Source organism: Spirillospora sp. NPDC046719 (assembly GCF_040645715.1).
Classification (GTDB): Bacteria; Actinomycetota; Actinomycetes; order Streptosporangiales; family Streptosporangiaceae; genus Spirillospora.
This window is the reverse complement of record NZ_JBEYYT010000018.1, coordinates 1-25,759: the sequence shown is the minus strand read 5'-3', so window position 1 is coordinate 25,759 and position 25,759 is coordinate 1. Positions and strand designations below refer to the sequence as shown.

The 25,759-nt window shown below is 71.5% G+C and carries 32 protein-coding genes and 2 tRNA genes; 24 read left to right on the top strand and 10 right to left on the bottom strand.

What is annotated here, in order from left to right; translation table 11 throughout:
- Positions 1-302 precede the first annotated feature (302 nt).
- From ABZ914_RS05495 to ABZ914_RS05480, 4 genes are all read left to right on the top strand, one after another.
- A complete protein-coding gene (locus tag ABZ914_RS05495) occupies positions 303-710 on the top strand; it encodes a helix-turn-helix domain-containing protein (RefSeq protein ID WP_151540435.1) in 408 nt (135 codons plus the stop codon).
- The gene (locus ABZ914_RS05490; protein ID WP_500191858.1) at positions 707-1,177 is read left to right on the top strand and encodes a hypothetical protein; all 471 of its coding nucleotides are present in this window, start codon (positions 707-709) and stop codon (positions 1,175-1,177) included. Before ABZ914_RS05495 ends, ABZ914_RS05490 begins: the two co-directional genes overlap by 4 nt.
- A gap of 259 nt (positions 1,178-1,436) precedes the next feature.
- Positions 1,437-1,802, top strand: a complete 366-nt coding sequence (locus ABZ914_RS05485; protein WP_194737415.1) for a DUF2516 family protein — start codon at positions 1,437-1,439, stop codon at positions 1,800-1,802.
- Positions 1,803-1,843: 41 nt separating this feature from the next.
- Entirely contained in the window at positions 1,844-2,578 is a 735-nt protein-coding gene (locus tag ABZ914_RS05480; RefSeq protein WP_500191856.1) for an alanyl-tRNA editing protein, read from the top strand.
- 49 nt (positions 2,579-2,627) lie between these two features.
- Here ABZ914_RS05480 and ABZ914_RS05475 read toward each other — a convergent pair whose 3' ends face one another.
- On the bottom strand, positions 2,628-3,263 hold the full coding sequence (locus ABZ914_RS05475; protein ID WP_500191855.1) for a TetR family transcriptional regulator: 636 nt from the start codon (positions 3,261-3,263) through the stop codon (positions 2,628-2,630).
- A 72-nt stretch (positions 3,264-3,335) separates the two neighbouring features.
- Here ABZ914_RS05475 and ABZ914_RS05470 point away from each other — a divergent pair, with 72 nt between their 5' ends.
- The 4 genes from ABZ914_RS05470 (at position 3,336) to ABZ914_RS05455 (ending at position 7,253) form a co-directional block, all read left to right on the top strand.
- Positions 3,336-5,654 carry an MMPL family transporter gene (locus ABZ914_RS05470; protein ID WP_500191853.1) on the top strand — a complete coding sequence of 773 codons (2,319 nt, stop codon included), beginning with the start codon at positions 3,336-3,338 and terminating at the stop codon, positions 5,652-5,654.
- Between the two features lie 152 nt (positions 5,655-5,806).
- Positions 5,807-6,292 carry a hypothetical protein gene (locus ABZ914_RS05465; protein WP_500191852.1) on the top strand — a complete coding sequence of 162 codons (486 nt, stop codon included), beginning with the start codon at positions 5,807-5,809 and terminating at the stop codon, positions 6,290-6,292.
- A gap of 59 nt (positions 6,293-6,351) precedes the next feature.
- Complete coding sequence (locus ABZ914_RS05460) at positions 6,352-6,687, top strand: hypothetical protein (RefSeq protein ID WP_500191851.1); 336 nt, start codon at positions 6,352-6,354, stop codon at positions 6,685-6,687.
- A gap of 86 nt (positions 6,688-6,773) precedes the next feature.
- On the top strand, positions 6,774-7,253 hold the full coding sequence (locus tag ABZ914_RS05455; protein WP_500191849.1) for a VOC family protein: 480 nt from the start codon (positions 6,774-6,776) through the stop codon (positions 7,251-7,253).
- A 60-nt stretch (positions 7,254-7,313) separates the two neighbouring features.
- On the opposite strand, the gene ABZ914_RS05450 is transcribed toward ABZ914_RS05455, so the two are convergent.
- On the bottom strand, positions 7,314-8,534 hold the full coding sequence (locus ABZ914_RS05450) for an MFS transporter (protein ID WP_500191848.1): 1,221 nt from the start codon (positions 8,532-8,534) through the stop codon (positions 7,314-7,316).
- Positions 8,535-8,599: 65 nt separating this feature from the next.
- Here ABZ914_RS05450 and ABZ914_RS05445 point away from each other — a divergent pair, with 65 nt between their 5' ends.
- Both ABZ914_RS05445 and ABZ914_RS05440 read left to right on the top strand, forming a co-directional pair.
- Entirely contained in the window at positions 8,600-8,977 is a 378-nt protein-coding gene (locus ABZ914_RS05445) for a MerR family transcriptional regulator (protein ID WP_500191846.1), read from the top strand.
- A 96-nt stretch (positions 8,978-9,073) separates the two neighbouring features.
- Positions 9,074-9,487, top strand: a complete 414-nt coding sequence (locus tag ABZ914_RS05440; RefSeq protein ID WP_500191845.1) for a nuclear transport factor 2 family protein — start codon at positions 9,074-9,076, stop codon at positions 9,485-9,487.
- 57 nt (positions 9,488-9,544) lie between these two features.
- On the opposite strand, the gene ABZ914_RS05435 is transcribed toward ABZ914_RS05440, so the two are convergent.
- The 6 genes from ABZ914_RS05435 to ABZ914_RS05410 form a co-directional block, all read right to left on the bottom strand.
- Complete coding sequence (locus tag ABZ914_RS05435; protein WP_500191843.1) at positions 9,545-9,982, bottom strand: nuclear transport factor 2 family protein; 438 nt, start codon at positions 9,980-9,982, stop codon at positions 9,545-9,547.
- 181 nt (positions 9,983-10,163) lie between these two features.
- Complete coding sequence (locus ABZ914_RS05430; RefSeq protein WP_500191841.1) at positions 10,164-10,589, bottom strand: cupin domain-containing protein; 426 nt, start codon at positions 10,587-10,589, stop codon at positions 10,164-10,166.
- Between the two features lie 79 nt (positions 10,590-10,668).
- Positions 10,669-11,502 (bottom strand): SDR family NAD(P)-dependent oxidoreductase, encoded by an 834-nt coding sequence (locus ABZ914_RS05425; protein ID WP_500191840.1) that lies wholly within the window; start codon positions 11,500-11,502, stop codon positions 10,669-10,671.
- Between the two features lie 97 nt (positions 11,503-11,599).
- A complete protein-coding gene (locus ABZ914_RS05420; RefSeq protein WP_500191839.1) occupies positions 11,600-12,013 on the bottom strand; it encodes a DUF397 domain-containing protein in 414 nt (137 codons plus the stop codon).
- Between the two features lie 42 nt (positions 12,014-12,055).
- Positions 12,056-12,241: a DUF397 domain-containing protein gene (locus tag ABZ914_RS05415; protein WP_500191837.1), complete on the bottom strand. Its 186-nt coding sequence runs from the start codon at positions 12,239-12,241 to the stop codon at positions 12,056-12,058.
- The gene (locus ABZ914_RS05410; RefSeq protein ID WP_500191835.1) at positions 12,232-13,035 is read right to left on the bottom strand and encodes a helix-turn-helix domain-containing protein; all 804 of its coding nucleotides are present in this window, start codon (positions 13,033-13,035) and stop codon (positions 12,232-12,234) included. Before ABZ914_RS05410 ends, ABZ914_RS05415 begins: the two co-directional genes overlap by 10 nt.
- A 207-nt stretch (positions 13,036-13,242) precedes the next feature.
- Here ABZ914_RS05410 and ABZ914_RS05405 point away from each other — a divergent pair, with 207 nt between their 5' ends.
- The 4 genes from ABZ914_RS05405 to ABZ914_RS05390 all read left to right on the top strand — a co-directional run bounded on the left by ABZ914_RS05405 (position 13,243) and on the right by ABZ914_RS05390 (position 16,625).
- Complete coding sequence (locus tag ABZ914_RS05405; protein WP_433142178.1) at positions 13,243-13,641, top strand: ATP-binding protein; 399 nt, start codon at positions 13,243-13,245, stop codon at positions 13,639-13,641.
- A complete protein-coding gene (locus ABZ914_RS05400) occupies positions 13,620-13,985 on the top strand; it encodes a hypothetical protein (protein ID WP_500191833.1) in 366 nt (121 codons plus the stop codon). Before ABZ914_RS05405 ends, ABZ914_RS05400 begins: the two co-directional genes overlap by 22 nt.
- A gap of 111 nt (positions 13,986-14,096) precedes the next feature.
- A complete protein-coding gene (locus tag ABZ914_RS05395; protein WP_500191832.1) occupies positions 14,097-15,794 on the top strand; it encodes a TerD family protein in 1,698 nt (565 codons plus the stop codon).
- A 90-nt stretch (positions 15,795-15,884) separates the two neighbouring features.
- A complete protein-coding gene (locus tag ABZ914_RS05390; RefSeq protein WP_190863928.1) occupies positions 15,885-16,625 on the top strand; it encodes a protein phosphatase 2C domain-containing protein in 741 nt (246 codons plus the stop codon).
- Positions 16,626-16,680: 55 nt separating this feature from the next.
- On the opposite strand, the gene ABZ914_RS05385 is transcribed toward ABZ914_RS05390, so the two are convergent.
- Positions 16,681-17,715, bottom strand: a complete 1,035-nt coding sequence (locus ABZ914_RS05385; protein WP_500191830.1) for a hypothetical protein — start codon at positions 17,713-17,715, stop codon at positions 16,681-16,683.
- Positions 17,716-17,781: 66 nt separating this feature from the next.
- Here ABZ914_RS05385 and ABZ914_RS05380 point away from each other — a divergent pair, with 66 nt between their 5' ends.
- The 7 genes from ABZ914_RS05380 to ABZ914_RS05350 all read left to right on the top strand — a co-directional run bounded on the left by ABZ914_RS05380 (position 17,782) and on the right by ABZ914_RS05350 (position 22,014).
- Positions 17,782-18,909, top strand: a complete 1,128-nt coding sequence (locus tag ABZ914_RS05380) for an acyl-CoA dehydrogenase family protein (protein WP_500191828.1) — start codon at positions 17,782-17,784, stop codon at positions 18,907-18,909.
- Between the two features lie 92 nt (positions 18,910-19,001).
- Positions 19,002-19,074, top strand: a tRNA-Thr gene (locus ABZ914_RS05375).
- A gap of 318 nt (positions 19,075-19,392) precedes the next feature.
- Positions 19,393-19,466 (top strand) — tRNA-Met (locus ABZ914_RS05370).
- Between the two features lie 117 nt (positions 19,467-19,583).
- Positions 19,584-19,748 (top strand): 50S ribosomal protein L33, encoded by a 165-nt coding sequence (gene rpmG / locus ABZ914_RS05365; protein WP_026404241.1) that lies wholly within the window; start codon positions 19,584-19,586, stop codon positions 19,746-19,748.
- A 263-nt stretch (positions 19,749-20,011) separates the two neighbouring features.
- Positions 20,012-20,449, top strand: coding sequence for a MaoC family dehydratase N-terminal domain-containing protein (locus tag ABZ914_RS05360; RefSeq protein WP_433142162.1), 438 nt, complete (start codon positions 20,012-20,014; stop codon positions 20,447-20,449).
- A complete protein-coding gene (locus tag ABZ914_RS05355) occupies positions 20,449-20,874 on the top strand; it encodes a MaoC family dehydratase (RefSeq protein ID WP_190863936.1) in 426 nt (141 codons plus the stop codon). Before ABZ914_RS05360 ends, ABZ914_RS05355 begins: the two co-directional genes overlap by 1 nt.
- 72 nt (positions 20,875-20,946) lie before the next feature.
- On the top strand, positions 20,947-22,014 hold the full coding sequence (locus ABZ914_RS05350) for a UDP-N-acetylmuramate dehydrogenase (protein ID WP_500191886.1): 1,068 nt from the start codon (positions 20,947-20,949) through the stop codon (positions 22,012-22,014).
- A 52-nt stretch (positions 22,015-22,066) separates the two neighbouring features.
- On the opposite strand, the gene ABZ914_RS05345 is transcribed toward ABZ914_RS05350, so the two are convergent.
- Positions 22,067-22,987 carry an NmrA family NAD(P)-binding protein gene (locus tag ABZ914_RS05345; protein ID WP_500191826.1) on the bottom strand — a complete coding sequence of 307 codons (921 nt, stop codon included), beginning with the start codon at positions 22,985-22,987 and terminating at the stop codon, positions 22,067-22,069.
- An 80-nt stretch (positions 22,988-23,067) separates the two neighbouring features.
- Here ABZ914_RS05345 and ABZ914_RS05340 point away from each other — a divergent pair, with 80 nt between their 5' ends.
- The 3 genes from ABZ914_RS05340 to ABZ914_RS05330 all read left to right on the top strand — a co-directional run bounded on the left by ABZ914_RS05340 (position 23,068) and on the right by ABZ914_RS05330 (position 25,717).
- The gene (locus ABZ914_RS05340) at positions 23,068-23,496 is read left to right on the top strand and encodes a winged helix-turn-helix transcriptional regulator (protein WP_500191824.1); all 429 of its coding nucleotides are present in this window, start codon (positions 23,068-23,070) and stop codon (positions 23,494-23,496) included.
- 130 nt (positions 23,497-23,626) lie between these two features.
- Positions 23,627-24,226 carry a TetR/AcrR family transcriptional regulator gene (locus tag ABZ914_RS05335; protein WP_500191823.1) on the top strand — a complete coding sequence of 200 codons (600 nt, stop codon included), beginning with the start codon at positions 23,627-23,629 and terminating at the stop codon, positions 24,224-24,226.
- Positions 24,227-24,301: 75 nt separating this feature from the next.
- Positions 24,302-25,717, top strand: a complete 1,416-nt coding sequence (locus ABZ914_RS05330; RefSeq protein ID WP_500191822.1) for an MFS transporter — start codon at positions 24,302-24,304, stop codon at positions 25,715-25,717.
- Positions 25,718-25,759: the final 42 nt, after the last annotated feature.

Genomic DNA, 25,759 nt, shown 5'->3' with positions numbered 1-25,759 from the left:
ACGGCGATTGGCGTCGGGAATCCCTTGTCGGTCCGGAGGCCCCGATCATTGTCGTGGAACCGCTGTGCCCTCCTGTCGGCCCGTCCGGGTGTGATGTCCGGTGGTGGGGCCGGTGTGCGGCGAGCGCCATTTCCGGGGTCGTTCCCGGCGGGGTGGCGACCGCCTCGCGCGGGGGCGTGCCGGTGTGTGCGCACCCCGGGTGCGCGAGGCCCGATGCTGGTGTGGGTGACTGTGAGGGGACTCACGGCCGAGTGCTAGCTGATGTGCTTGCAATAGCAAGCACGATGACGCAGGGTGGAGACATGGCAAGTTCGAAGGTCGGCTCGATCGGGGAGTACATCCGGGAGCAGCGGACGCGGGCGAAGATCTCGCTGCGCCAGCTCGCGGACGTCTCGGGCATCTCCAACCCGTACCTGAGCCAGATCGAGCGCGGGCTGCGCAAGCCGAGCGCCGAGATCCTGCAGCAGATCGCCAAGGGGCTGCGGATCTCCGCCGAGGCGCTGTACGTGCAGGCCGGAATCCTGGAGGAACGCGAGGCCGACACCGACGTGCAGGCCGCCGTCCGGGCCGACCTCCTCCTCACGGAGCGCCAGAAGCAGGTGCTGCTCGACATCTACGAGTCGTTCCGCAAGGAGAACGAAGCCGCAGGCGTGTTCGGAGAAGCCGGGCACGACACCCCAGAGCAGGATGGAAAGGAAGAGGTCGGATGACGCTGGCCAGCAGTCTCCGTGAGAACAAGGCCGTCTACGCCGTGGCCGGCGCCGGCGACTTCGCGGTGGAGAAGCTCCGCGAGGTCCCCGAGCAGGTGACGCGGTACCAGGGCAGGGCCCGCGAGGCCGCGTCCAAGTACCAGGGCGAGGTCCGCGAGACCGTCGAGCGCTACCGCGGTGAGGTCCGCAAGACCGTGGACCGCTACCGCGACGAGGTCGGCCGCGTGCAGGAGCGCGTCGACGCCAAGGACCTGCCGGGCGCCGCGGTCGCGTACGTGACCCACGTCGGCACCCGCACCGTCGAGTTCATCGACGAGCTGACCGAGCGCGGCAAGCGCGTCGTGCACCGCGAGGCCGCCGAGGTCGCCGCGATCGCCGAGGCGGACGCCGAGCCCGCGCCGAAGGCGCGCACCGCGCAGCCGAGGAAGGCCCCGCAGGCCCGCTCCGCCAAGAAGAGCGGCGCCTGAGGCGCACCCGCCTGAGCAGCGGATTCAGGGCCCCTCGGGGAACACACGGGCGGGCCCTGACGTCTTTCACTGTGAACGGGACCCGGCCAGGAGGCCCGCCGGGCCCGGTCGCGGGCTCGCGGATCAGGGGCCCGGCGGACGGTATCCGGCCCTGTCGACCGTGGTTCCGGGCCGGGGCTGGACGGGCCGCATAGGGTTGGGACGCAAGGTGCGCGACGCGAGGGTCGCCGTCCGAGACGAGCGGGAGTGCTGATCACCGATGGCGGACTTCAGTGTGCTGGACTACTTCTTCTGGCTGCTGCTGATCATCGCGTTCGTGATGGAGGCCTGGGCGCTGATCGACGCGCTGACCGTGCCGCAGGGCGCGTACGCGGCGGCGAGCAAGCAGAGCAAGAAGCTGTGGATGATCATCCTGATCGTCGCGGCGGTCGTCGGCGGCGCGTACGCGGCCGTGCCCTACGCGCTCGGCGTGCACCCGATCGCGCTGCTGCTGAACATCCTGCCGGTCGCCGCGTTCATCGCGGGGGCCGTCTACCTGGCCGACGTCCGGCCGGCCGTCGCCCCGTTCAAGAAGCGCGGCGGCGGGCGCGGCAGCACGAACATGGGCCCGTACGGCCCCTGGTGAACCGGCCGCGCGCGCTGCGGCGGGGGTTCTAGGGTGATCGCATGAGCACGGAGACCCTGGGGCGGACGACCCGGCTGGAACTGGACGACCAGGCGCTGCGCGAGTGGGAGGCCGTCGTCCTGGACGCGGGTCCGGACGGGATCGTCCTGGACCGCTCGGCGTTCTATCCGGGCGGCGGCGGGCAGCCGCCGGACCACGGCGTCCTGCTGTGGCAGGGCGTGCAGACGCGGATCGCGGGCGTCCGGAAGGGCGACGACCTGGTGCTGATCCCGGTGGAGGACGATCCGGTCCCGCCGGTCGGCACGGTGGTGGGCGGCGCGGTCGAGGACGCGCGCCGCACCGCGCTCATGCGGACCCATTCGGGGCTGCACCTGCTGTGCGGGGTGGTGTTCCGCGACTACGGCTGCCTCGTGACGGGCGGCAACATGGAGCCGCTGACGGCGCGGATGGACTTCGATCTGCGCGAGGTGCCGCCGGGGTTCAAGCAGACCGTCGAGGACGCCTGCAACAAGGAGATCGAGGCGGACCGGCGCATCGACGTCCGGACGCTGCCGCGCGACGAGGCGTTCGAGATCCCGGACATCATCCGGACGGCGACGAACCTGGTCCCGCCGGAGGTCCAGGACGTCCGGATCGTCGACATCGTCGGGCTCGACACGCAGGCGGACGGCGGCACGCACGTCGGCTCGACGCGGCAGATCGGCCGGATCACGGTGGCGAAGGTGGAGAACAAGGGGCGCGGCTTCCGCCGCCTGCGCATCAGGATCGAGGACTGAAGGGGTCGGGCACCGGGAGCGGGCGCCTCCGCTCCCGGTGCCCGACGTTCTAGGGGGACGGCTCGTCCCAGGGCCGGTTCAGCGCGTCGACGGTGACCAGGCCGTTCTCGATCATGGTGACGGCGCGGTCCAGGGCCGTCCGCATCGAGAGCGGGTCGTAGCCGTGGCGGCGGCAGTGCACCACGACGGCCTGCATCCCGCCGACGGCGATGCCCGCCGCGGCGGCGGCGTCGATCTCGTCTATGGCGGGGCAAAGGTCGTGGAGGAGGCTCTCGATCTTCTCCTGGGTGTCGGTGAGGCGCTGTAGCGCGCGCGCCTGCAGGCCAGGGCGTTCGAGGACCAGCGAAACCTGGACGGCGCCGTACTCGCCGTGCTCGCTGACGATCGCCTCCAGGACGTCGACGACGCCGCGCCGGATCGCCTGGATGGGGGACTCGCCGGGGATGCGGTCGGCGAGGCGTTCGGCGACCTCCGCGAGCCGGTCGTCGACCTCGGCGAAGACGACGTCCTCCTTGCTCGGGAAGTAGCCGAAGAACGTGCGGGGCGCGATGTCGGCGGCGGCGGCGATGTCGGCGATCGTCGTCTCCTCGTAGCCGCGCTCGGCGAACAGCCGCAGCGCGGCGGTCGCGATGGCGTGCCGGGTGCGGCGCTTCTTGCGCTCGCGCAGGCCGGTCCGCTCGTCCATGTGACGGACGTTACCACGACTGCAAAGTTGCATCTATTGCAAATATGCATGGAGACATGCTGTTCTGCGAGCATGGCCCGTTTCCTGGACGCTCTGGGGCGTTCGTGCGTGCGCCGGCGGCGCACCGTCTTCGAGCTCTGGTTCGCGCTGATGCTCGGCGCCGGCGTCCTCGGCCTCATGCACGGCGGCATGTTCGTCCAGCAGAGCAGCCTGCCCGGCACCGAGACCCAGCAGGCGATCGACACCCTGGCCCGGGACTTCCCGGCGCAGACCGGGCCCACCGCGACGGTCGTGTTCGCCCAGACGCCGGAGGCGAGCCCGGCGGACTGGCGCGTCGCCCTCACCATCGGCCAGTCGATCGAGAACATCGGCAGGCTCGACCGGGTCGCGTTCGTGCAGAACCCGTACGCCACCGGCATGGGCGGGCTCAAGGACGACAAGGCCGTCGTCGTGCAGGTCAACTTCAAGGGCACGATGAGCGACCTCACCGCCGCCGACCTCGACCGCCTCCGGGAGGCCGTCGAACCGGCCCGGATGACCGGGCTGGACGTCAAGTTCGGCGGCATCGCCGCGATGCTCCTCAACCAGCCGAAGACCGGCCCGCAGGAGGGCGCCGGGCTCTTCCTGGCGATGCTGGTGCTGCTCCTCGCGTTCGGGTCGTTCCTCGCCGCCGGCATCCCGATCATCGTGTCGCTGTGCGGGCTCGCCGTCGCCTACTCGCTGATCCACTTCTCCGCGTCGCTCTTCCAGGTCGCGCCGACCGCGCCGGAGGTCGCCGCGATGCTCGGCATCGGCGCCGGCATCGACTACGCGCTGTTCATCGTCACCCGCTACCGGCAGCAGCTCGCCGAGGGCGACGACACCGAGACCGCCGTCGGGCGCGCCATGGCGCACTCCGGCCACGCCGTCGTGTTCGCCGGCGGGACGGTCGTGTTCGCGATCTGCGGGCTGTTCCTGTCCGGCGTCGGGTTCATCGGCCGGATCGGGCTCGCCACCGCCGTCGCCGTGGCGATCATGGTGGCGGCGTCGCTGACCCTGCTGCCCGCCGTGCTCGGCGCGCTCGGCCCCCGCATCGACCGGTACCGGCTGCCGCGCGTCCGGCCGGACCGCTCGTCCGCTCGCTGGACGGCCTGGGGCCGGCACGTCGACCGGCACGCCTGGCCGTACGCGATCGTCGCGACCCTCGTCCTGCTCGCCCTCGCCGTGCCGGCCCTCAGCCTGCGGTTCGGCGTGATGGCCGACAGCATGTCGTCGAAGAAGCTGGAGGCGCGGCAGGCGTACGACATCGTCGCGCGGGAGTTCGGCGCCGGCCACTACAGCCCGTTCGTCGTCGTCGCGGAGGCGCCCGGCCCGGAGCGGACCGCCAAGCGCAAGCCGCCCGTCGTGAAGGGCCCCCAGGGCCTCGGCGGCCTCACCGGCCCGGCCACGGAGCCGCCCGCGTCGTCCGCGCCGGCCGCGCCGGCCGTGAAGGGCGCCCCCGACCTCAGCAAGAAGCCCGACAAGCAGGCCACGCTCATCGCCCAGGAGCTCCGGCAGCGCATCTCCGCGGTGCCGGGCGTGGTGTCCGTCGGCGAGCCCGTCGTCATCGGCACCACCGCGACGCTGCTGGTCGTCCCCCGCGACGCCCCGCACGAGCAGTCGACCACCGACCTCGTCCACCGGCTCCGCGACACCGCGATCCCCGCCGTCCGCGACGCGCACCCGGGCGCGAAGGTCTACCTCGGCGGCGAGAACCCCGCGATCATCGACCTCGCCGACACCGTCGGGTCCCGGATGCGGACCGTCGTGATCGCCGTCGTCGGCGTCGCGCTGCTGCTCCTGGTCATCGCGTTCCGCTCGATCGTCGTGCCGATCAAGGCGGCGCTGATGAACCTGCTGTCGATCGGCGCCTCGTTCGGCGTCGTCACCGCCGTGTTCCAGTGGGGCTGGGGCGTCCACCTCCTCGGCGTCGACCAGGCCATCCCGATCATGTCGTTCGTGCCGCTGTTCATGTTCGCGCTGATCTTCGGGCTGTCCATGGACTACGAGGTGTTCCTGCTGTCGCGGATCAAGGAGGAGTACGAGCGGTCCGGCGACCCGCACGAGAGCGTGGTGATCGGCATCGGCGCCACCGCCCGGCTGATCACCTCCGCCGCGCTCATCATGATCTTCGTGTTCGCGGGGTTCGTCCCGCAGCCGGACCCGACCGTCAAGATGATGGCGCTCGGCCTCGCCGTCGCCGTCGCCGTGGACGCCACGATCGTCCGGCTCGTCCTGGTCCCCGCGCTGATGAGCCTGCTCGGCCACGCGAACTGGTGGTGGCCCGGCCGGGGCCGTCCCGTCCCGCCGCCCCCGCCCGCCCCGGCCCCCACGCCCGTCGCCGAGCAGCTCGAACTCGAAGCCATCCCGTGACCGCCGGGCGGCCGTCCCGCACCGTGATCAATACGGGGATAATCAAGGTCTGACCGGGCGAACCGCACGGCCGCTCCCACCGGAGGGCCGCGCGCGTCCGGATCCGCCCCTCCGCACCCGTCGCCGACCGCGACGGCAGAGGACGAGACGACATGCTGTTTTCGATCCCCGAGCCCGGCTGGTGGGCGATCGCGATCGCCGCGACGGCGTTCCTCCTGCTGGGCATCCGCGCCCTGCCCGCCGGGCTGGACGTCCCGGACGACGTGTGCGCCGAGTGGGCCGCGGGCAGCGGGCCCGGCAAGCGGGCGTTCTACGTGGTGACGCCGCTGCTCGCCGCGGGCGTCCTGGCGACGAGCCTGCTCCGTCCCGGGCCGTCGTCGCCGATGCTGTTCCTGTTCAGCGTCGCGTTCGCCGCCATCCCGATCGCGATCTTCCCCGTGCGCGGCCGGATGCTCAGGGCGTACCTCGCGGAGCGGGAGCAGCGCGACACCAGCGAGCAGCCCGGCACCCGGGAGCAGCCCAACGCCAAGGACAAGCCGGACCGGCTGGCGGTGGCCTGGATCGTCGCCGTCCTCTCCGTGGCGATCCTCGCCGCCGTCCTCGCCCTGATGAGCAGTCCGTACGGCTCCCCGGTCTGACGTCCGCGCGGCCCGGTCCGGGCGGGCGCGCTGTCGGACGTGGTCGCTACCGTTCCGGCATGATCTCCCGCCCCACCGAGAACTGGCGGCCGCTCGGCGTCCATTCCGACGCGTTCCTGGAGCGGGTCGACCGGGCGCTGCGCGCGTTCGAGAACGAGCTGACCGCCCTGGACGTCACCTCCGACCAGGCCGTCATGGCCGCCGTCGAGCACGTGGTCGTCGCGCTGAACGAGGTCGACGGCACCGACGGCGGCGGCTTCGACACCGTCGACCGCGAAGAACTCTGCGACTACATCGACCACGCGGTCACGGCCGCCGGCGTCGACGTCGAGGCGCTGGCCCGCCGGCAGGGCATCGACCCGTCCGCGCTCACGGACCGGTGGCGGGACTGGTGAGACGGGCGGGCGGCGCGGCGATGAGTTCCGGGGATGGGGATGGTCTGCCTGGGTAGTGACCACCCACGACCGTCAGGAGCGGGGACATGGGGAAAGTCAGCACCTGCCTGTGGTTCGACGGCCAGGCCGAGGAGGCGGCGCGGTTCTACACGTCCGTCGTGAAGAACTCGCGGATCACCGGCGTCGTGCCGTACGGCGAGGCAGGCCCGGGCGAGCCGGGCTCAGTCATGATCGTGATGTTCGAGCTGGACGGGCAGCAGTTCATCGGCCTCAACGGCGGCCCGCAGTTCACCTTCGACGAGGCGGTGTCCGTCCACGTCACCTGCGACTCGCAGGAGGAGATCGACGAGCTGTGGAGCACCCTCACCGCGGCCGGCGGCGAGGAGGGCCCCTGCGGGTGGCTGAAGGACAGGTTCGGGCTGTCCTGGCAGATCGACTCGCGGGCGCTGCACGAGATGATCCTCTCGCCGGACCAGGAGGGCGCGGCCAGGGCGACCAAGGCCATGCTCGCCATGAAGAAGCTGGACGTCCAGGCGCTGCAGGACGCCTTCGACGGCAAGTCCTGAGCACCGGCGCCGAACCGCGCGCCGGGGGCGCGGGCGGGGCCGCCCGCGCCCATGGCGCCCTCACTCGGACGCGCGCGGCCGGACGGCCGGGAAGCCGTGGACACGGGCGCCCGCGACGGCGGCGAAGGCCGGGACCAGGAGCAGCAGGACGCTCCAGGGAAGGGACGCCGTGCCGAGCGCGTCGAGCAGGACCCCGCCGACGATCCCGCCCGCGGCCATCGCGACGTTCCACAGGGTGACCAGCATGGCCTGGGCGGCGTCGGCGGCGCTGCCTCCGGCGTCGGCGGCGGCCGTCTGGAGCAGGGTGGGGACGCCTCCCCAGCCGAGGCCCCACAGCAGCGCCGCCAGGTAGACGAGCGCCTCGTCGTGGGCGGGGACGGCGAGGACGCCCGCCGCCGCGCCGACCAGCAGGACGCTGGCGACGGCGAGGGCGCGCAGGCGCCGGTCGATGCGGGCCCCGGTGAACCAGATGCTCACCAGCGAGGCGATCCCGAACGCCAGCAGGACCAGGTCGGTCGAGCCGCCCATGCCGGCATGCTTCAGGAACGCGGCGATGTAGGCGTAGAGGATGGTGTGGGCCAGGACGAAGACGAGCGTCACGAACAAAACCGGCGCGACGCCCGGGACGGTCAGCGCCCGCAGCATCCCGGGCCGCTCCTGCGAGGGCTGCCCCGGGTGGTCGGGGACGGTCGCGACGATCCAGCCGAGCAGGACGACGGTGAGGCCCGTCATGATCAGGAAGGGCGACCGCCAGCCGAGCGCCCCGCCGACGAAGGTGCCCGCCGGGACGCCCAGGGACAGGGCGACGGGAATCCCGGACATGGCGACGGCGACCGCCTTGCCCTGGAGGTTGGCCGGTGCGAGGCGGCGGGCGTAGCCGGCGAGGAGGGCCCAGGCGAGCCCGGCGGCCACCCCGGCGACGAACCGGGCGATCAGGGTCAGCGGGTAGTCGGACGAGACGGCGGTGACCGTGTTGGCCGCGGCGAACCCGGCCATGGACGCCAGGAGCAGCCGCTTGCGCCGCCATCCCGCGGTGGCGGCGGTCAGCGGGATGGCGGTGAGGGCGGTGCCGGCGGCGTAGACCGTCACCGCCTGGCCCGCCGCGGACTCGCTGACCTGGAGGCCGTCGCTCATGGCGGGCAGGACCCCGGCGGGGAGCGTCTCGGTCAGGCTGGTGATGAAGACGGCGGTCGCCAGGGCCGTCAGCGCGGCCATCGGAAGCTTCTCTTCGCGGACCGGCACCCGCGCATCGGCGGGCCGGTCGATGCTCTCGGTCGACATGCCGGGTATCGTCAAACCTTCACATCCATGTGAAGGTCAACCCGGCATCGCGTGAGGTGGATCATATGCGCATCGGGCAGCTCTCGGAAGTGACCGGCGTCTCCCGGCGGCTCCTGCGCTACTACGAGGAGCAGGGCCTCATCGTCTCGCAGCGCTGCGCGAACGGCTACCGCGACTACGACGAGCAGACAGTGGACCGCGTCCTGCAGGTCCGCGGGCTGCTGGACGCGGGACTGCCGACCCGCATCATCAAGCAGATCCTGCCGTGCCTCGACAAGCCGCGGAACATCGTCTTCTCCGACGCCACACCGGAGATGCTCGCGACCCTGGAGGCCGAGCTCGACCGCATGACCCGGCGGATCGAGTGCCTCGCCCGCAACCGGGACGCGATCGCCGACTACCTGGGCGAGGTCCGCGCGCACGCCCGCGCGGACGTCGCCTGAGCGTCCTCGCGGACCGCCCTACTGTTGGCAAGGCCAACGGATTCCTCTATGGTTGGTGCTACCAATGTTGGTTGCTCCAACGAAATGAGGCGCCCCATGTCCGTGCACACCCCGACCGCCGACCGCATCGAGATCGCCGACCTGTTCGCCCGCTTCGCCCGCCTGCTCGACGAGGCGCGGTGGGACGACGCCGGCACCGTCTTCACCGACGACGTGACGGTGCACTCGCCGCGCGGCGGCGACCTCAGCGGCCTTGGCGCGGTCGTCGAATTCATGCGAAAGGGCGAGGTCGAGGGGCAGCGCACCCAGCACACGACCACCGACCTGCTGGTGGACCTCGACGGCGACGGGGCGTCCGCCTCGTCCAACTCGATCGTGTACTACTACCGCGACGGCCGAGCGCCCCACTTCACGGGCGGCCTGCGGCAGGACTGCACCGCGGTGCGGACCCCGGCGGGCTGGCGCCTCAGCGAGGTGCGGATCACGCCCGCCTGGACCCGCGAGAACTGAACCCTGACGGCTCGGCTCGGCCGCGCCACGGGTGCGAGCCGAGGCCGCCGTCGCCGATCAGGGCGTGAAGGCTTGGGCGACGGCGAGGCTGTCCTCGTAGACGTGGTAGCGGGTGACGAGGCCGTTCTCGACCGTGAGGTGCAGGGCGAACCGGGCACGATAAGCGCGTCCCGTGGAGCGGGAGGTCAGCCGGATCTCCCCGAGCACGACCGCGTCATCACCGTCCACCAGGACGCGCTCCACCTGAGTGTCGGCCTTCTCCGGGACGTGGTGCTCGGCGATCTCCCGGAAGTGGGCGGCGACATCAGCACGGCTGGACCGGTGCCGGATCCAGGGTGTGGCGGCACGGCCGTGCTCCGCTTCAGGCCAGTTCACCTTCCAGTCGGTGTGCTCGGCGTACATCGCGGCGATCCGTTCCGGGTCGCCCTCGCCCATCCGGCGCAGCAACTCCTCCACCACTGCTCGCGTGCTCGTCGGCGTGGCGTCAACGGACATGGTCGGCCTCCTCAGATCCCCACCGGGTCGGACGGCCAACCTTGACAGCCCCTCCTGCTCCGCAGCGATTACCTGCCATGTAATCGTGCGGGTCCCGCCACAGGGGCACCGGCGGTCGGCTTCCAGGAGATCCCGCTCGACAGCGGCCGGTGATCGCCCCACCGGCCGTCCTGAGCAAGCTCTAGGCGTCCGCCGGATCGCCGGGCGGGTTCTGGAGGAACCACTCCACGATGCCCGGCATCCGCGGCTCGAAGGCCCCGGGGACGGAGATATTGAGCGCCCCGGCCCGCTCCCCGGTGCGGTTCTGGAAGTCGTGGGGCGTGCCGCCGGGGGCCAGCACGAACGAGCCCTTCGGGGCGTCGATCCAGCGGTCCCCGATGAGGAAGGTCATCGTGCCATCGAGGACGTAGAAGACGTCGTCCTCCGGATGGTGGTGCGCCCCGGGCCCTGTGGTGTGCGGTTCGAGCCACCACTCCGAGATCGAGTAGCGGTCGGCCGTCTCCGCGCCGTCCGCCTTGAACACCGCGTTGATGCGCCCCATGGCGTAGTGGCGCCCCTCGCCGGGCGCCCGGTGAACGGGAAGCCGCCCGTCCGAGTTCGTCGTCATGCCCCGGACGCTAATCGACCCCGCCCACCGGAGTCTTGGACGAATGGGAGCTGGCGTCATCAAGCTCTGTGGCGGGACCTCACCGCCAGGGGCGGACCTCGCCGAACTGCACGAGCTCACCGTAGGTTTCCGGACGGACCGGTCCGAGAGCCAGCCGGAGCAGCGCGGCGGCGGCTGCCTCGGGCGTCTGGGCCTCGGCCATGTTCTCGAACCACGGCCGCGACGCCGCGGTGTCCACCAGTCCCGGGCACACCGCCGCGACGAGCGTGCCGTCGGCCTCGTCCCGCTCGCGGCGCTCGCGGGCCAGCACCCGCACGGCGGCGACCTGCCCCACCTTGGACGGGATGTTGATCCAGTCGGGCCAGCCCTCGGCGGCGGCCGTGCCGGCGATCACCGCGTCCCGCCAGGCCAGCATGGCGGCGTCGACGTCGTCGAACGACATCGTCTCGGTGTCGAACCTTCCGTGCAGGCTCGCGGGGAGGCTGCGCAGGGTGCCGAAGTCGCTGGCCACCACCAGCAGCCGGCCGCCGGGCCGCAGGATGGGGGAGAACGCCCGCAACATGCGCGTCGTGCCCAGATTGTTGGTGTCCACGAACGGTCCCACCAGCTCGGCCCATGGCGTGTCGGGCGTCAGCCGCGCGGCGGCATTGGAGAACACGATGTCCACGCCCCCGTGCCGCTCCCGCACCTCGTCGGCGAACGCGGCCACCGCCGCGTCCTCGGTCACGTCCAGCACGCGGGTGCGGACTTCGGCGACCGGCGCGGCGATGCGTCCCGCCGCCGCCTCGATCCTTCCGGCGTCGCGGCCTGTCAGGTAGACGACGTCCTCGGCGGCGAGACCTCGCGCCAGCCCTTCGGCGAGAGCGAACCCGAGCCCCTGGTTGGCCCCCGTGACAACAGAGATACGACCCATAGCCGCATACTCTGCCCTAGCCGGGCACCGATCGGTTCCCAAGACCCGGCTGCCGCCTGCGAGGTGACCACCGCCGTCATGTGTTGAGTTGTGGGGGCTAGAGGTGCTTGATGGCGTCGGTGAGGTGCCGGAACTCGCCGCGGCTGAGGACGAGCATCGGGCCGTCCGGGTCCTTGCTGTCCCGAACCGCCACGACACCCGTCCCGTCCGCCACCTCAACGCAGTTGTCAGCCTGCGCCGTGCTCCGCGACGCCTTCCGCCAGCCTGGCTCGGAGTCCGACACTGCGGCCAGTTCGACGCAGGCGTCTCCATCGTCATGACTACGGGACGTCTTGCGCCAGGCGTCCTCAGCGACGGATACGGACGCGACCTCGACGCAGTTGTCGCCCTCGGCCGTGCTCCGCGACGCCTTGCGCCAGACCAGCTCGGACGTCGGCACCACTGCGAGTTCGATGCAGTTATCACCTTGCTCGCTGCTGTAAGAGGATTTGCGCCAGGTGACGTTGCTCAACTTCGACACCTCGTCTTTACGGGGGAAGCCTGTACCTGCAGGCTAGATGCCTTTGACGGTCTCGGCCAGGCGTCGGAAGTCGCTGCGGCTTACGATGATATTGGGGCCATTGGGGTCCTTGCTGTCACGGAGCGCGACAACCTTCGAGACGCCCGCGACTTCGACGCAGTTGTCTCCCTGTGCCGTGCTACGCGAAGCCTTGCGCCACACTACTTTGCTCAGGTCCATCTCTCGTCAATCACCCTTCTGATCAGTGCTCGTGTGTCTCTCACATTGAGCGCCTCTGACTGCAGACTAGCGAATGCCTCGTTGAGGTTGGCAAGATCGATGGGATTTGCGCTGGTCATGCCCTCTGTCGCGGTGACGATGTACGCGGCATCGCTACGATCCGTTTGCGTGGCGATGGCGAAGGCTGCTCGCGCCTCCTCCACGTATACGGTCGGGAGCACCTGAATTCGGATACCAGCCCGCTCTGACAACTCGACTAGGTATTGAAGTTGCTCTCGCATGATTACTGGTGAACCGACCTCCCTGTAGAGGACGCTTTCCTCTAGCACCACGAAGATTCTGGGAGTGGGTTCGGCTAGGACATGTGCTTGCCTGTTCAAACGCGTTGCAAGCATGTCTGGGTCCTTGATGATGACCTTTGTATATGCCTCCGTCTGGAACAGTCCGTTGACGATGTGAGTCTCGTAGACGCGGATGAGGTTGGCCGTTGACTCGGCCTTCGGGAAGTTGACGAAGTACGCGGCGTACTTGATGGACTTCATCTTCTCCAGCAACTCGTGCCACGCTCGGATGATGTCCCCGTCGGCCTGGAGGGCGTTGTCCAGGCGCGTGGCGAAGTCGAGGCGGCATCGGGTCTTGCCGAGTTCGACGTGGCCGATGTACGCGCGGGTGACGTTCGTCAGGGCGCCCAGTTCGGCCTGCTTGAGTCCCGCGGCTTCACGCAATCTCCTGACCTCGGCGCCGAACGACTGGAGTTCCGGGGTGCGCATCCTGTTTTCGATGGTGGAGGCCATGACGATCTTCCTTGCCGGGGGGAGCAATCGAGGTGCTAGTAAAAGCAACCCGATTGAGAGTGTTCTTGAAGTCGCCTGTCATCGTACGGCTTTCTGTGGCCTCATGGTGTTCGTTCGATAACAGAGAGTGATTTAGGGCGGGATCTGCCGATTCGTGGTGTGGGCCGTCCGAGGTCGCCGACGTTCGCGCTCGAAGGGCGTACACCGATGGAGCCAGCAGCATTCACGCCGGAGTCACCGGCTCTCGTGCTCGCGCCGACCGATCAGGCGCCGGGCCAGGCACGCCGCTTCCTTGTGGAGCGGTTCCAGGAACTGGGGATCGCGGAGACCTATGTCGGCCGCATCGTGGTTACCGAGCTGGTGACCAACAGCTACAAGCACGTGGGGTTCGGGCACATCGTCGTCCGCGTCCTGCCGGACGTGCGGGACGGGCTCGTGCGGATCGAGGTCTGGGACCAGGGCGCGGGGACTCCCGAAGTCCGTCCGGAGAATCACGACGCGACCAGCGGGCGGGGCCTGCTGATGCTGGCGCAGCTCGTGCAGGACTGGGGCGTCCGGCCGCTCGTCGAGGAGGGGAAGGTCGTATGGGCGGCCTACGCGCCTTGAGGCCGTGCGTCCTGCGGCGGCGCATCGGGCACCGTGCCGCCGCGACGCATCATCTCGATCTGCTCGCCACCGCCGTCCTCGCGAAGGGCTACCGGTTCGTGAAGCTCTACCGCGCCGAGGAACTGCCGGCCCGGCCGCTGCTGCTGTGGGTGTTCGCGTTCGGGCGCGGGCACCGGCACGTGCGGGTGGCGGTCGGTGTCCACGCCACGTCCGGCGGGGCGTGGGGTTACTTCGAGGACGTGGGCGGTGGGCGCCGCTTCCTCGCGCGCTGCGGTGACGTGGAGGCCGCGGCCGTGCGGGTCGACGCCGTCCTGAGACACCGCATGTTCCCGTCCACCTGGTGATCGGAGGTCTCGGCCTGAATTGCCGCTTTCGGGTCCGGGTTTTCCCCGGGGTTCGTGACCGGTTGTGGGCAGGGGAACGAATTCGCGTGAGGGGATGCCTAGCGTTTCGCCATGGTCGTGTTCTCCCAGGAGTGGGCGTTGGTGGACGTGGAGACGTCCGGGTTCCGGGCCGTCCAGCACAGGGTGCTCTCCATTGCCGTGGCGACGGTCGGAAAGGACGGGCGGCCGGGGGAGGAGTTCTCGACGCTGCTCGATCCGGGATGTGATCCGGGGCCGGTGCACATTCATGGGCTGACGGCCGATCGGCTGAAGGGGTCTCCGAAGTTCGGCGACGTCGCCGAGCGGGTCGCGGGAATGCTCAAAGGGCGGGTTCTCGTGGCGCACAACGCGCCTTTCGACTACGGATTCCTCGCTCAGGAGTTCATGCGGGCGGGCAAGAGCCTTCCGGTCGAGTCGAGGTTGTGCACGCTCGCCCTCAACCGGCGTCTGGCTCCGGCGACGTCCGATCTGAAGCTCGCCACCCTGGCCGCGCATTACGGCGTGCGGATGGGGCGGGCGCACGACGCGAGGGAGGACGTCCGGGCGCTCGCCGGGGTGCTGCGCGGGTCGCTCGACGAGGCGGCGCGGCTGGGGGTCCGGCTGCCGCTGGTGACGTGTCCGCCCAAGCAGAACGGGGTTTTCCGGCCGTCCGCGCCGAAGGTCCGCTGCGCGTTCCGGTGCCCGGGGCGTCTCGAAGGCGGGGCGCCGCTCGTCCAGGGCATGAAAATCGCGATCACCGGCGAGACGGGTGTTCCGCGCGAGGAACTCGTCGCGCGGGCGGTGGCCGCCGGGTTGAACGTCATGTCGTCGGTCAGCCGTTTCACCAGCGTGCTCGTGACCAATGACGGTTCTTCCGCGACGGCCAAGGCCCGCAAGGCGCGGGAGAACGGTGTGCCCGTCATCGATGAGCGCGCATTCCTGCGGCTGCTCGACGACGTGCGTCCGGGCGCGCCGCACGGTGAAACGCGGTCCGTGGTCAGGGCGCCGGTTCCGAAAGCCGAGGCCGCGCGGCCGCTGGACGGGCGGCGGGTGCTCGTGCTCGGCGGGACCCATCCGAAGGCGTCCCAGGCGCGAGGGCGGGTCGTGGAACTGGGAGGGGCGGCGGCGATCAACCTTTCGGCGAGCGTCACTGACGTGGTGGCACTCGACGGGGGCGACCGCCGTATGGAACGGGTGGCCGAGCTGGAGCTCCCGGTGCACGAGGAGGGCTGGCTGGAGGCGCCCGAGCGCGGGCCGGTGCGCGCGGGGCCGCGGGTCCTGCCGCGCGGCGGGGCCGTCGACCTGCCCCGCGGCGGGCGGTGGACGGTCGAGGCGTCGTGGGTGCGGCACCCGTCCTGCGAAGTGGACGTGGTGGCGTTCGCGCTGGACGAGGACGGCCAGGTGTCCGGCGACGAGGACTTCGTCTTCTACAACGCGGCGGAGACGCCGGACGGGGCGGTGCGGCTCGTGGCGGACGGCCCGGCCGAGCAGCAGGTCGTCGTGGACCTCGCGGCGCTGCCGGAGGCCGTGCGGACGGTCACCGTCTCGGCCGCGATCGACGGCGACGCGACGTTCGGCGACCTCGGCGCCGTCGAGCTGGTGGTGGGACCGGACGACGCGGAGAGCGCGTTCGTCCAGGCGACGCTCGACGCGGGGACGAGCGAGCGGACGATGCTGCTCGCGGAGGTCTACCGGCGCGGCGACGTCTGGCGGCTGCGGGTGGTCGGCCAGGGGCACGAGTTCGGGCTCGCGGAGCTGGCCCGCGGATTCGGCGTCGCCGTCGACGAGTGATCCCTGCTCAGGGCAAGGTTCACGGGACGGAGGGTGAGGGTTTCGTGGACGTTTCGGGCATGTCGGGTTCGAACGGGTAGACCTGGCTTCGTGCAGGTGAGTTATGCGAGCGAGGCGACGCCGGGGCGGCCGAACGAGGACTTCGTCGCGGCGGGCCCCGGGTGGGTCGTGCTGCTGGACGGGGCGACGGCGCCGCCGGGGGTGGACAGCGGCTGCGTGCACGACCCGGCGTGGCTGGTGCGGCGGCTCGGCGGGCAGATCGCGGCGCGGATGGCGCTGGAGGACGGCAAACCGCTGCCGGACCTGGTCGCCGAGGCGATCAAGGTGACGGGGGAGGCGCACACCGGCACGTGCGACCTGGCGAACCCGGACAGCCCGTCCGCCACGGTGTCGCTACTAAGGCGACGTGGCGGCGCGGTGGAGTGGTTCGTGCTGGCGGACTCGCCGATCGTGCTGGACGTGGGGGAGGTCCGGGTGGTCCGGGACGACCGCGTCGATCGGCTGCCGAGCTACACGCTGGACGCGGTCCGGAAGGCGCGCAACAGCCCGGGCGGGTTCTGGGTGGCGAGCACGAAGCCGGAGGCGGCGTACGAGGGGCTGACCGGCGAGGTGCCCGCCGCGGGGCTGCGGCGGGCGGCGGTGCTGAGCGACGGCGCGTCCCGGCTGGTGGAGCGGTTCGGCCTGCTGGACTGGGACGGCCTGCTGCGCGTGCTGGACGACGAGGGCCCGCGCGAGCTGGTCCGGCGGACCCGGGCCGCGGAGGAGGCGGAGGAGGCGGTCGCGCGGGGCAAGCGCCACGACGACGCGACCGCCGTCCTCGTCCGCTTCTAGGACGCGGTCAGCGGCCCGCCGGGTCAGCGGCCCGGAGGCCCGGCGGGTCGGCGGGTCAGCGGGTCGCCGGGGCGATGTGCGACCACCAGGCCGCGAGGTCGTCCGGCAGGTGCATGCCGTCGACGCGCAGGGTCGCGGGCATGCGCGGGAACCGGCGTCCCGCCGGGAAGGTGCGCTCGTAGGACGGCGGGTCCAGGACGACGACGCGGGTGCCGTTGACGGCCGGGATGTCGGCGGGCACGCCCTCGTTGTAGATCCATTCGCCGTGGGCGTCGACGAGGTTCCACGGGCTGGAGGCGATCGGCCGGCCCGGCGGGACGTCCGCGTCCAGGAAGGACGCGACGATCTCGGCCGGCGGCGGGGTGCCGGGCATGCAGCCGGGACGCCCGATGAGGGCGCCGCCGAGCAGCATGTGCAGCTGGAAGTTGTCGCCGATGCCGCCGATGGTGACCGTCCAGCCGTGCCGGGTGGCGCGGTCCAGGACGAGGATCCGCTCGCCGTCCAGCACCCGCAGCAGCGCCTGGACGTGGTCCATGTGCGGCAGGTACTCGGCGGCCTTTCCGGCGGCGAACGCGCGGAAGTCGCGGTCGTCGAGGCCGGTCCGGGTGGCCGGGGACGTCTGCAGGACGGTGCTGGACGCCATCGCGAACTGCGGCAGCGCGAACCACGACATCATCGCGGTCACGGTGCCGTCGCCGAGCACCGGCCGGACGGTGTCGAAGACCTGCTGGGAGGGCTGCTCCTCCTCCATGTCGGGCGGTTTGCCGCCGGTCGCCTCCGTCCAGGCGTTGCCGAACGCGAGGGCCGCCGCGGTCGCCTCGGTGAGCCGGTGGACGAGGGCGGGGCCGACCGGGTCGGGGTCGGCGCCGTCCTCGATCCAGGCGCCGGACACGACCGCGAGCCACCCGCCGAGGTTCACCGGCGCCTCGCGGATGCCCTCCGCCATCCGGGGCAGCGCCGCCGTCTTCGCGGCGACGGGCACCGCCTGCGCCTCCCGCATCAGCCGGGAGAGGAGGTCACCGAAGGACCGGTCCTCGACGAGCGCCGCACGGACGATCTCGTCGACGATCTGGTTGAACGCCGCACTCATGAAGATCACCCTGGCACAGCCGGGGCGCCGCGCGAACATTGTGGAATCTGATTCTAGAATGTCGGCATGGAGCCACAGGATTTCGCCGACGTGCTCAAGGCCGTCCGCAGCTTCGTCCGCGACGAGGTCGTCCCCCGCGAGGAGGAGATCGAGGAGACCGACGAGATCCCGGAGCCGCTGCGGCGGACGTCCCGGGACATGGGGCTGTTCGGATACGCCCTGCCCGAGGAGTACGGCGGGCTCGGCCTGTCGCTGAGCGAGGAGGTCCGGCTCGTCTTCGAGCTCGGCTACACCAGCCCCGCGTTCCGCTCCATGTTCGGCACCAGCAACGGCATCGCCGGGCAGGTCCTGGTGCACTCCGGCACCGACGGGCAGAAGGCCGCCTGGCTGCCGCGCCTCGCGTCCGGCGAGATCGTCGGCGCGTTCGCGCTCACCGAGGCCGAGGCCGGCTCCGACCCGAGCACGCTGTCCACGGCCGCCGTCCGCGACGGCGACGACTACGTGATCGACGGCGCCAAGCGGTTCATCACCAACGCCCCCGAGGCCGACGTCTTCATGGTCTTCGCCCGGACCGGCGGCACCGGCTCTCGCGGCATCTCCACCTTCCTCGTCGAGAGCGGCACCCCGGGCCTCAGCGTCGGCCCCGCCGACCAGAAGATGGGCCAGCGCGGCGCCCACACCGCCGAGGTGTTCTTCGACGGCGTCCGCGTCCCCGCGACCGCGATGGTCGGGCCCGAGGGCACCGGCTTCCGCACCGCCATGGCGTCCCTCGCCCACGGGCGCCTCAGCATCGCCGCCCTCTGCGTCGGCCTCGCCCAGCGCATCCTCGACGACACCGTCGAGTACGCCAAGAACCGCAGCCAGGGCGGCAGCGCCATCGGCGAGTACCAGCTCATCCAGGGCCTCATCGCCGACTCCCAGGCCGAGCTCTACGCCGGACGGTCCATGGTGCTGGAGGCCGCCCGCGCCTACGACGCCGGCGAGGACACCAAGCTCGGCCCGTCCTGCGCCAAGTACTTCTGCTCCGAGATGGTCGGACGCGTCGCCGACCGCGGCGTCCAGGTCTTCGGCGGCATGGGCTACATGCGCGGCGTCTCCGTCGAACGGTTCTTCCGCGACGTGCGCCTGTTCCGCATCTACGAGGGCACCAGCCAGATCCAGCAGCTCGTCATCGCCCGGAGCCTGCTGCGCTGACCAGCGGAGACGCCTGCCGGCGGAGTCCCGGGCAATCCAGTTCGCGCGCGGTCCCGAGTCCGTGTATCGTTTTCCCTGCGCGAACGACGCAAGCCCCTTTAGCTCAGTCGGCAGAGCGTCTCCATGGTAAGGAGAAGGTCTACGGTTCGATTCCGTAAAGGGGCTCAACGGCACCACGGCCGCCATCCGGAACACTCGGAGGGCGGCCTTCGTCGTTCCGGGCCGCCGTCCGCCGCACGGGGGAACCTCCGTGCGCGCCGGGACGGGCGGGCGCGGACCGATTCGCTCCGAACGGGGCCCTGTGATACCGTCCCACCGGTTCCAGCAGGGCGTTCGCCGGGTCACCCACATCCACCGGGTACTCTGGGGTTCGGCCCGCGGGGCCGCGGAACACCGATTCCCCGATCACGGTCCGGGAATTCGCGTTTCCGAGGTCAGGTGAGCATCCGGTATCCTTGCTAACCGGTCCACACCGACCAGCGCGGCGGGGTAGCTCAGTCAGGCAGAGCAAGCGGCTCATAATCGCTGTGTCGCCGGTTCAAGTCCGGCCCTCGCTACTACCCATCTCTCTCACCCCCGCGGGGGTGAGCAGGGCTGGGTCGAATCTCCGGCCGCCCTTCCACGGGCGGCCGGGATGCGTAGTCCATGTTCCTAGCTCAGAAAGGCACTCCATCGTGGCTGCCACCGACGTACGGCCGAAGATCACGCTGGCCTGCCAGGAGTGCAAGCACCGCAACTACATCACGCGGAAGAACCGGCGCAACGACCCGGACCGCCTCGAGATCAAGAAGTACTGCCCCAACTGCCGGACCCACCGCCCGCACCGGGAGACCCGCTAACCAGCGGCCCGGACGGCCCGCGGCCACGCCCGCGCCGTCCCCGGCAGAACAGCAGAACCGGCGATCACGGCGCTCCGGCGACCGGACCGCGACGGACTTCTCGGCACGCTTGCCCTGACATCGATCAGCCCGTTTCCCGCTACTGAGACCCGCGGGGGCGGGCTGAACGTCATTCTGTTACGGTCCGTCGAGACGTTGCAAATGTGCTCGGACGAGGGCGACGCCGCCGCGCGACCCCGCCGGGACCTGGAGGGACGGACTGCATGGCACTCAACCGCGACTTCATCGGGCGAAGCTTCCCACCCACCGAGCCCTATGAGGTCTCCCGCGTGAAGATCCGCGAGTTCGCGGACGCCATCGGCGACCACAACCCGATCTACCGCGACCGCGAGGCCGCGAAGGCGGCGGGCCACCCCGACGTCATCGCCCCGCCGACGTTCCCGATCGTGGTGTCGCTCGGCAACGCCGGTCTCGCGGACCCGGACCTCAACCTCAACTACGCGATGGTCGTGCACGGCGAGCAGCGCTTCGAGTACACCCGGCCGATGCGCGCCGGCGACGTGGTGACCTGCACCTCGACGATCACCGAGATCAGGTCGATCGGCAACAACGAGAAGATGGTCATCGAGACGGACGTGAAGACCGTCGAGGGCGAGCTGATCTGCAAGTCCTACAACACGATCGTGGAGCGGGGGGCCTGATGACCGCGAAGGTGAACTACGCAGACGTCGAGGTCGGCACCGAGATCCCCGCGCAGACCTACCCGGTCGACCGCGCGAACCTGGTGATGTACGCGGGCGCGTCCGGCGACTTCAACCCGATCCACTGGCGGGAGAGCTTCGCCAAGGCCGTCGGGCTGCCGGACGTGATCGCGCACGGCATGTTCACGATGGCGCAGGGCGGCCGGTACGTCACCGACTGGGTCGGCGATCCGGGCGCCGTGGTGGACTACGGGGTACGGTTCTCAACGCCGGTCGTGGTGCCCGACGAGGGCGGCGCGACCCTGGAGATCAGCGGCAAGGTGGAGGAGAAGCTCGACGACAACAAGGTCGTCGTGGCGCTCACCGCCCGGTCGAACGACCAGAAGGTCCTCACGCGCGCCAAGGCCGTCGTCCGGCTCGCCTGAGGCGCGCCGGGGCACGCACCGGCCGGACGTCCGGCCGGTGCGGACGTGCACGTACGGGGAGGGGACAGCACGGTGGCGGTGTTCGCGGAAGAGGTGAACCTGGCCGGGTACACCACGCTGCGGCTGGGCGGTCCGGCGCGGCGCTTCGTCGAGGCGACGTCGGAGGCGGAGCTGGTCGCGGCGGTCCGCAAGGCCGACGACGAGGGCGAGCCGGTGCTGGTGCTCGGCGGCGGCAGCAACCTCGTGGTCGCGGACGCCGGGTTCCCCGGGACCGTGGTGCACGTCGGCGCGCGCGGCGTCGAGCGCACCGCCGGCGAGGGCGACACCGTCCTCGTCCGGGTGCGGGCCGGCGAGGACTGGGACCCGTTCGTCGCGCGCTGCGTGACGGACGGGCTGGCCGGCGTCGAGTGCCTGTCCGGAATCCCGGGACGGGTCGGGGCGACCCCGATCCAGAACGTCGGCGCGTACGGGCAGGACGTCAGCGAGACGATCGTGGAAGTCCGCGCGTATGACCGTCAGGCGCGCGCGTGCGTCACCCTCGACCGCGACGCGTGCCGCTTCACCTACCGGCACAGCGTGTTCAAGGGCAACGACCGGTACGTGGTCCTGGACGTGACGTACGCGCTCCGCGAGACGGAGGAGTCGCAGCCGATCGCGTACGCGGAGCTGGCGAAGCGCCTCGGTGTGTCGCCCGGCGAGCGGGTGTCGCTGAAGGAGGCGCGCGACGCCGTCCTGGAACTGCGGCGCGGCAAGGGCATGGTCCTGGACGCCGCCGACCCCGACTCGCGCAGCGCCGGCTCGTTCTTCACCAACCCGATCCTCACCGCGGAGCAGCTCGCCGCGCTGGAGCGCCGCGTCGCCGAGCGGCTCGGCCCGGACGCGGCGTTCCCGCGCTACCCGGAGCCGGACGGGCGGACCAAGACGTCCGCCGCCTGGCTGATCGACAAGGCGGGGTTCGCGAAGGGCCACGCGCGCGGCCCGGTGCGGATCTCCACCAAGCACACGCTCGCGCTGACGAACCCGGGCGGCGCGTCCACCGAGGATCTGCTGGAGCTGGCCCGGGAGGTCCGCGCGGGCGTCCGCGACGCGTTCGGTGTGGAGCTGGTGAACGAGCCCGTCATGGTCGGCGTCACCCTCTGAACCACCGCCCGCGTGCCCTGGCGGCCCGCGCGGGCCCCCTCGCAGCGGGTCACTACGTCGCGGCCGGCGACCGGACGGTGATCGACTCCGACCGGAACCCGCCCGCCTTCACGGCGTCCACGATGAGGTCGCGGACGGAGCGGGGCGCGGCCGGCAGGAGCGCGGTGAGGTCGGTGCGGCCGGCGTGCATCAGGCCCGCGCCGATGTTGGAGAACACCGACAGCGTGTGCGTGATCTGGTACGGCTCCAGGCCGCTGCCCGCGAGGGCGCCGCGCGCGTCGGCGATGGAGATCGGCTGGTAGCGGACCTGACGGCCGAGCGCCTCGGTGAGGACGTCCGCGATGTCCGCGCCGCCGATCGCGGTGACGCCCTCCAGCTCGTAGGTCTTCCCGGCGTGCCGGCCGCGGCCGCCCGCCGCGAGGTCCCGCTCGGTCTCGGCCGCGACGCGCACCGCCACGTCCGCGAGGTCCTCCCGGACCACCACGGACACCCGGCCGTCGCCGAAGGCGGCGGCGAAGACGCCGGTCTGCGCGGCGGAGGCGGCGCCCGCCGCCGCGAGCCCGACCGGCACCTCCGCGTACAGGCCGTTGCGCAGGAACGTCACGTCGAACGGCCCGGCCGCCAGGCGGGACTCGGTCCAGCGATGCGGGAGCGCGAGCGTCGTCAGGTCCCCCGAGCCCGCCAGGCTCGTGTAGACCACGTGCCGCACTCCCGCCGCTGCCGCCGCGTCGGCCACCGCCCCGTGGCGGGCCAGGACGACGTCGTCCTCGGCGTATCCGGCGGACACGAGCACCAGCACGTCGACGCCCCGCAAGCCCTCGGCGAGGCTCGCGTGATCGTCGAAGTCGATCCGGCGGGCCGTGCGGCCGTCGCCGGAGCGGGTGCCCCCCACCACCTCCAGGCCGCCTGCGGCGCAGAGGCCGTCGCGGATCAGGCCGCCGAGCGAGCCGGAGACGCCGGTCACGAGAATCATCGGGACACTCCCTGTGTTGATCGGATGAAGGCAGGTCCGAGCATCCGCGCTATCCGGCGGGTCCGTAAGGAGGCATTCTCATGTCAGTCACGAACACCGCCGTAACCTCCCAGGCGGGGGAGGCGCCCGCCCCCGGGCCGTGCGGTGACGACGACTGCGGCATCCGGGACGTGCTCGACCGGCTCGGTGACCGGTGGACGGTCCTGGTGCTCGTGGAGCTGTCGAAGGGCGTGCGCCGGTTCCGCGAGTTGCAGCGCGCGATCCCCGGGATCTCGCAGCGCATGCTGACGCTGACGACCAAGCGGCTGTGCCGGGACGGGCTCGTCGAGCGGACCGCCTACCCGACCATCCCGCCGCAGACCGACTATCGCCTCACCTCGACGGGCCGCAGCCTCGCGGGCGCCGTGGCCGCGCTCGCCGACTGGTCCCGCGACCACAAGGACGGCATCGCCGCCGCCCGCGCCCGCTGGGACGCCGACCACCCCGGGGAGCGCGGGCTCGGCGGCTGACCCGGCGGCCGCGCCCGGAGAGCGCCGCTACGCCTCGACGGCGCGGTGGAGGAGGCGCTTTGGAGGCCGTCCAGAACGGGATCGGCGACCCTCTTGACGAAGTTAGTGATTGGACACTAACTTTCTCTCCATGAGCCCGAGGATGAGCGCCGACGAGCGCCGCGAGATGGCGATCAAGGCCGCGATGGCCGAGTTCGCGCGCGGCGGCTACGAGGGCACGTCCACCGCCTCCATCGCCGAGCGCGTCGGCGTCTCGCAGCCGTACATGTTCCGGCTGTTCCCGACCAAGCGCGCCCTGTTCCTGGCCGCGGCCGACCGCTGCTTCGCCGACCTGGAGGAACTGCTCCGGGAGGCGGCCGGCGGCCGCCGCGGCAAGGACGCGACCGCCGCGATGGCCGACGCCTACCGGGGCCTCCTCAAGGAGGACCCGCACCTCCTGCGCTTCCAGCTGCAGCTCTACGCCGCCGCCGTGGAGGACGAGGAGATCAGCCGGATCGGGCACGCCCGGTGGGCGCGCCTGTGGCGGCTGGTCGCCGACGTGTCCGGCACGGAGCCGGAGGTGGTCACCCGTTTCCTGTCCATCGGGATGCTGATCAACGTGCTCACCGCGTTCAAGGTCCCGTACGTCCCCGGCGAGCACCTGCTCCCCGAGTCGCTGCGCGACTGGGCGGAGAGCCTGCGCGGAGCCGATCTCGACGCGACGGCCACGGTCCCGGAGGAGGAGTCGTAGGTAGCGGGACGGCATCGGCGACCCGCCGTCCCATCCCCTTTTTTCTTGCCCACTGAAGTTAGTGAGTGATAACTAATGAACCGGCCGCACCCCCTCCGCACCTTCATCGTCACCGGCATCGCGCTGTTCATGGTGGCGCTCGACAACCTCATCGTCACCAACGCCCTCCCCGACATCCGCACCGACCTCGGCACCGGCCTCGAAGGTCTCGAATGGACGGTCAACGCCTACACGCTCACGTTCGCCGTCCTGCTGCTGCCCGCCGCCGCGATCGCCGACCGGTGGGGACGCCGCCGGATGTTCATCGCCGGCCTCGCCGTCTTCACCGCCGCGTCCGCCGCCGCCGCGCTCGCCCCCAACATCGGCACGCTCATCGCGGCGCGCGCCGTCCAGGGCGCCGGCGGCGCGATCGTCCTGCCGCTCACCCTCACCCTCCTCGCCGCCGCCGTGCCGCCCGCCCGGCGCGGCGTCGCGCTCGCCGCCTGGAGCATGATGAGCGGCCTCGGCGTCGCACTCGGCCCCGTCCTCGGCGGCGCCGTCACCCAGGCCGCCACCTGGCAGTGGATCTTCTGGATCAACGTCCCCGTCGGCGCCGTGCTGCTCGCCCTCGCCCCCGGGTTCCTCACCGAGAGCCGCGGCGCCGCCAAGCGCCTCGACCTCGCCGGCACCGTCCTCATCGCGGGCGGCGTCCTCGGCCTCGTCCTCGGCCTCGTCCGCGCCAACGAGCACGGCTGGACGAGCGCGCAGGTCCTCGGCTCCCTGATCGGCGGGGGCGTGCTGGTGGCCGCCTTCATCGTCCGCGAGCTGCGCACCGCCGAGCCGGTCCTGCCGATGCGGATGTTCCGCAGCCGCGGGTTCAGCCTCGTCAACGTCCTCTCACTGATCATGTCGTTCGCCATGTTCGGCGCCACGTTCCTGCTCATCCAGTTCATGCAGGGCGTCCTGCGGATGAGCCCGCTCGACGCCGGCGTCCGCTCCCTGCCGTGGACCGGCATGCCGCTGCTCGTCGCCCCGCTGACCGCGCCGCTCATCGCCCGCATCGGCGTCCGCAACGTGCTGGCCCTCGCGCTGGCGTTCCAGACCGCCGGCCTCGGCTGGCTCGCCGCCGTCCTGTCGCCGACCGCCTCCTACGGCGAGATGGTCCCCGCGTTCGTCCTCGCCGGCATCGGGATGGGACTGTTCTTCCCGCCCATCGCCCGCGCCGTCCTCGGCTTCGCCCCGCCCGAACTGGCCGGCGTCGCGTCCGGCGTGAGCAACTCGCTGCGCCAGTTCGGCACCGTCCTCGGCATCGCGGTCCTCGGCGCCGTCTTCGCCGCCCGGGGCGACTTCACCACCCCGCAGGCGTTCATCGACGGCCTCCAGCCCGCCCTCTGGCTCGCCGTCGCCGCCCTCGCCGCCGGAACCGCCGCCGCGCTCCTCGTCCCCGCACTCCCCGCCCACGCCGAGCAGGTCCCGGTCAAGGCCCCCGAGCCCGCCGAGACGCCCGCCTGAACCCCCGCCGGCTCGCGGCGTGCCGTCCACCCCGGTGGACGG